Annotated in this window: 5 protein-coding genes and 1 CRISPR repeat array; of the genes, 1 reads left to right on the plus strand and 4 read right to left on the minus strand. The window is 37.4% G+C overall.

Translation table 11 applies throughout. The features are described from left to right. The first annotated feature begins 53 nt into the window (after positions 1-53). Positions 54-332 carry an addiction module antidote protein gene (locus CYP77_RS08940; protein ID WP_103599748.1) on the plus strand — a complete coding sequence of 93 codons (279 nt, stop codon included), beginning with the start codon at positions 54-56 and terminating at the stop codon, positions 330-332. A gap of 195 nt (positions 333-527) precedes the next feature. Next, positions 528-1,217: direct repeats of the CRISPR family, unit length 30 nt; unit sequence GTTTCAAACTCCAACGGAGTAAATTCTAAT. Between the two features lie 153 nt (positions 1,218-1,370). Here CYP77_RS08940 and cas1 read toward each other — a convergent pair. Genes cas1 through cas3 form a run of 4 tightly spaced genes read right to left on the minus strand, consistent with a single transcriptional unit; the run spans position 1,371 to position 4,791 of the window. Beyond that, positions 1,371-2,369, minus strand: coding sequence for a CRISPR-associated endonuclease Cas1 (gene cas1, locus CYP77_RS08945; RefSeq protein WP_103567827.1), 999 nt, complete (start codon positions 2,367-2,369; stop codon positions 1,371-1,373). Positions 2,370-2,378: 9 nt separating this feature from the next. Further along, positions 2,379-2,657, minus strand: coding sequence for a CRISPR-associated endonuclease Cas2 (cas2, locus tag CYP77_RS08950; protein ID WP_021089505.1), 279 nt, complete (start codon positions 2,655-2,657; stop codon positions 2,379-2,381). An 8-nt stretch (positions 2,658-2,665) separates the two neighbouring features. After that, positions 2,666-3,166, minus strand: a complete 501-nt coding sequence (locus CYP77_RS08955; RefSeq protein WP_103567826.1) for a CRISPR-associated protein Cas4 — start codon at positions 3,164-3,166, stop codon at positions 2,666-2,668. Beyond that, complete coding sequence (gene cas3, locus CYP77_RS08960) at positions 3,166-4,791, minus strand: CRISPR-associated helicase Cas3' (protein WP_258033449.1); 1,626 nt, start codon at positions 4,789-4,791, stop codon at positions 3,166-3,168. The genes CYP77_RS08955 and cas3 overlap by 1 nt, the downstream gene beginning before the upstream one ends. Positions 4,792-4,937 lie beyond the last annotated feature (146 nt).

The raw sequence follows: 4,937 nt of genomic DNA on the forward strand, positions 1-4,937 counted from the left end.
AATAGCAAAAGCGATGATATTAAAAAAGCAAAAGAAAATTTAAAGGATTAAAGATGAAAGAAGAATTTACTAAATTTAAGTTAGAGGACTATTTAACAACTGATGAATTAAGAAAAGAGTATTTAAATCAAGTCTTGGCCGATGGCGATATTGAAGAGTTTAAAAGAGCATTATTTTATATAGCAAAGTCAAAAGGCATTGAAAACGTTGCAAAGAAGGCAAATTTAAATAGAGAAAGCTTTTATAAGATGTTTAAAGAGAATTCAAAACCTAGATTTGAAAGTATATTTAAGGTTGTGAATGCTCTTGATATTAAGCTTGTTTATGCTTAGTCTATTTCGTTATTATTTCTAGCTTCTTTTTTTGCTGTGTTTATTGGGGTTTTGGTTTTTCGAAGTATCTGCATAAAACTATATTATCATCAGTTTGATATATCTTTGCAAGATAGCAATTATTATTTATCTGATCTATTATTTTAAATCTCTTCTCTGAAAATTTTTGACTTTTAAAATTATCGTTTCTGCGTTGTTTCAAACTCCAACGGAGTAAATTCTAATTCAAATGAGCCTAGTGTTATTGAATATACTATTACTGGGTTTCAAACTCCAACGGAGTAAATTCTAATCGTCATCGTAGTTGATCGTGTTTATTTTTGCTGGGTTTCAAACTCCAACGGAGTAAATTCTAATCGTAGAAGTCATAAAAGGCTTCACAATCAACTAGGGTGTTTCAAACTCCAACGGAGTAAATTCTAATTGAGATAAGCCGTAAAGACGCAAGCGGAGTGCTTGAAAGTTTCAAACTCCAACGGAGTAAATTCTAATTACAAAGCGAGCTTACTAAATTTGATGTATCTGTGTTTCAAACTCCAACGGAGTAAATTCTAATCCAAATGGCTGCTTTAGCTCTGGCGCATCAATGCCAGTTTCAAACTCCAACGGAGTAAATTCTAATAAGTTCTTGCCTTTTTCTTTCTTTGCGTTGCTCTATGTTTCAAACTCCAACGGAGTAAATTCTAATGATGAAAGATGATAGGCTATATAGCTACGATTGGGGTTTCAAACTCCAACGGAGTAAATTCTAATACGAAGTCTGCCAAATGGTGGCTCTTGTCAAATTAAGTTTCAAACTCCAACGGAGTAAATTCTAATTTTCAGCATACTGAGCTAAAATATGCCCCTCGCCCAGTTTCAAACTCCAACGGAGTAAATTCTAATAGCACCAAAAAGCTGATATTATAGACCTTTTGGTGCAAGAAGTCTATATTTATTCGCCTTAAATTTGACTAAATTTTAGCTACATATAAATACGCAAAGCCCTAAATTTCAAGTATTTTAAAATCTTAAAAAACGCTTTATCAAAATGCGATTTCACTCCCACCTAAATCCTTTATAAGGCGCATCCTCGCAGATGCACTTCTTGAGTTTATTTGCCTCGCGGCGGATCACCTGCCTCCACGTTAGCTCCCTGCCACCCACTGTGAGCGTCTCACAAAGGCGCGAGATCATCTTTAGCTCGATCTTTTGCACGGCGTCGTTGCTAAATTTTATTCTGCCGGCGTCCGTTTGGAAGTCCTTTGCGGTGATCTCTTTTTTATTTAGCATGTTAAAAATCAGCGTATCGCCCAAGATCGGCTTAAAAATCTCCGCAAGATCGAGGTGAAGGCTTAGCGCGCGGTAGTTTGGCTCGTGCAAAAAGCCGATGCGAGGATCAAGCTCGGTCTTATAAATTTCGCTTAGGGAGATGTTGTAGATGCGCGTATTTACGTAGCTTATGAAGCTGTTGATCTTATCAGCGGGCGGGCGTTTTGAGCGGACGGTAAATTTAAAGCTTCGCTGATCCGCGATTATCTCGTTCCACTTCTCGTAGTAGAGCTTTTGAAATGCACCCTCTACCGCCATTATCGCGGGTACGTTGGTGGCTGTATCTAGTGCCTTTAAGTGTGGCTGCACGTCAAATTTAACACCATGCCTTTTGCAGTTTGCAACGTCATTTATGATGTGGGCTCTAGTTATCTCGCGCGCTATATATGCACGTTTGATCGGATCATCAAATGAGCGGAGCTGACAAAGCAACACAAAGCCGCTTTTATTTACAGAATTTGGCGTATTTGGGTAGAAATTTCCGCGAAAGCTCTGATACGGACTAAAGATGTGCAAAAGGATGTTATTATCCGCTAAAAATGCGATGGTGTAGGTATTGATCTGCACCTTTGCCAGCACGTAAATTTCATCGATCGCATTTATCGGCAGGATCTTGCACGAAGCTCGCTCGCCCGTCTCGTCAAATTTTTCAAAGTAGATATTGTTATCTTGCCTGTAAAGTCTGCCTGGACTAAGTATAAAGTGCGTCCTGTCGCTCTTTTGCATATTTGCTCCTTAGCTAAATACCGGGCTATTTTTATCTACGCCAATGACGATGCGCTCGGAGTATTTTAGCGAGTTGAATGTATAGATGACGATGGAGTCTAGCTCGCTTACGCACTCTTTTTGCAGTGTCTTGCTTAGCTTTTTAAAATCGCTCTCACGGATCTCGCCCTCATAGACTGAAAACTGCACGCGAGGCAGAAATTTCTCGACCGCTTTTCTGATGCGATTTGCGTTATTTCGCTCTTTTTGCTCGCGCCCTGCGATGTCGTAAAAAAGTATCACATACATCTTCTCTCCTAAGCAGTGCAATAGTCGTGATATGCGCAGTTTTTGCAAAATTTACAGCTAGTAAATTTTGGCGGCTTTTCTAAATTTGCAAGAACGCTTATCTCGCTTAAAATTTTCTCTACTAGAGCGAAATTTTTGCTGGTATCCTCCACTAAAATCACCTTTTTACCGCTTATTAGTTTGCCTTTTACCTCTTTTAAATTTAAGCCCGTTTTTAAAAGACAGATGTAAAAAAGTAGCTGCATCTTGCCTGCAAGCTCGTTTTTTAGGCTCTTTTTGTATTCGGTGATAAGATAATGTCCGCGCTGCTTGGAAAGTTTGTCGAATTTCAAATTTGAAAATGCAAAGTCCTGCAAATCGCTCTCTTTGATATCTGCTAGCGCCTTGCCCATCAGCACGTTTTCATCCTCTTGGTCCGCATGGATCTGATGTGCGTAAAGCCACGCCTCGCGCTTACAGGTAACGTAGTAATTCACAAGTGTGCCAGTGATCTGATCTTTTGAGAACATTAGTCAAATACCTCGTCCTCAATATCCAAATTCGTATCTTTTTTAAGGCCACACTCGGCACTATAAAAATAAGACGAGCCAAACGGTAGGTAAAATATATCTTTTAGTCCGTTTATCTGTTTTAAATTTGGCATTAGTTTATTCATATCTTTTAACGTTACATTTATGCTAAATTTCGACAACTTTCTGATGTGGTTTTTAAAAAGATCTCTTATGGTAAATTTCTCATTTGGACTATTTTTGATCTCAAAAATTTTAGCTTCAAAATCTTTAATGAAATTTTCTTCAGGCTCGATTATTATGGTTTGTTTGTAGTTGTCGTTCATGATATCCTCGATTTTTTGATTTATATTTTCAAATTCCAGCTTTTCTATCTCGCTTTTTATATGCAAATTTTCTAGTTGATTGCTTATCTTTTGAAAATACAAATTTGAAATTTCTAAAATTTCGCTCTCTTGCACCTCTTTTTGCTTAAGATCGCCCAAAATAGCCCCGCTAACTTTATACAAATCGCCGTAAATCAAATTTGTAAATTTGCTTATTTCAGGAAAGACGTATAACTCGCCTCTTGTTGCTCCAAAATGCCTATTTACGCGCCCTGCTGTTTGTATGATAGAGCTAATGGGCGAGACTTCGCGAAACCCAATGTCAAAGTCAAGATCCACTCCAGCTTCTATGGACTGCGTGGAGATAAGTAAAATTTTGCTTGCGAGCGGATCAACTTTGCTTTTATCTATCGCGCACCTTACAGCCTCTATAGCAGCACGCTTGTGATCATCATACATATATCCGTTTAGGCAAAAGCAGTTAAATTTATCCCTTAGTTTAGCAAATAGCTCCTGCGCTTTTTTGATAGTATTTACGACGACTAGAGTATTTTTATCGCTTGCAGCCTCGCAAATCTTTTCTAAAAGCTCATCTTCGCCGCCTATATCAAGCCATTTTATGACGTATCTGTCCTGCTTTGCAAAATAGTCTAAATTTGAAATTTCTTTAAATTTCTCGCTTTTGATAACTGGCATCGTTGCCGACATAAATATAAAAATAGTGCCAAGCCTCTGCGAAATGATCTCGCAAAGCAAGATAAAATCTTTTCTAAAGTTATATGGGATCGCTTGCGCCTCATCGATGATAACGACGCTATTTTTTAGCTGATTAAATTTAACATTATCTTTGTTTTTATTGCCAAATAGCGCAAATATCAGCTGATAAAGCGTAGTTACGTTTATCTCGCCGCTAAAAGATTCCATTAGAAATTTGATCTTTGAGTATCTATCTTCTTTTGTCAAATTTTCTTCATCTATCGTCGTTTTGTGGTGTGCCTTGCTGACCAAAATATCGCTATTTTTATAAATTTTTACGACCATATCGTAGGTTTGGTCGATTATCGAGGTAAATGGAAGCGCATAAATTATGCGAGATTTGTTAAATTTCAATGCAAAATTTAATGCCGTCAAGGTCTTGCCGTAACCCGTAGGCGCAGTCAAAGTAAAAAGTTTGCGCTCTTTGTCAAACTTGTTTAAGACGAAATTTCTAAACGCGTCTCGCTTTTCATTTGGCGGCAAATTTTTGATATCACTCTCTAAAACATCTATCGGTATATCTTTACTTTCTTGTTTTGGCATGCTAAAAATAGCTTCAAATTTATCACTATAAATCAAATTTGAATATAGGCTTTTGAAATTTATAAAGTCCTCATAGGTAAATTTGTGCCGTATTGCGTTAAAACTAAGTATTGACGAAGCTTTTCAGCTCTCTCTAAAAACTCATT

It is taken from the genome of Campylobacter concisus (genome assembly GCF_002913865.1).
Lineage (GTDB): Bacteria > Campylobacterota > Campylobacteria > Campylobacterales > Campylobacteraceae > Campylobacter_A > Campylobacter_A concisus_AM.

Coding starts and splice junctions, on each gene's coding strand:
- CYP77_RS08955 (WP_103567826.1), bottom strand. CDS start 3,166: ATGTTCTCAAAAGATCAGATCACTGGCACACTTGTGAATTACTACGTT.
- cas3 (WP_258033449.1), bottom strand. CDS start 4,791: ATGCCAAAACAAGAAAGTAAAGATATACCGATAGATGTTTTAGAGAGT.
- cas2 (WP_021089505.1), bottom strand. CDS start 2,657: ATGTATGTGATACTTTTTTACGACATCGCAGGGCGCGAGCAAAAAGAG.
- cas1 (WP_103567827.1), bottom strand. CDS start 2,369: ATGCAAAAGAGCGACAGGACGCACTTTATACTTAGTCCAGGCAGACTT.
- CYP77_RS08940 (WP_103599748.1), top strand. CDS start 54: ATGAAAGAAGAATTTACTAAATTTAAGTTAGAGGACTATTTAACAACT.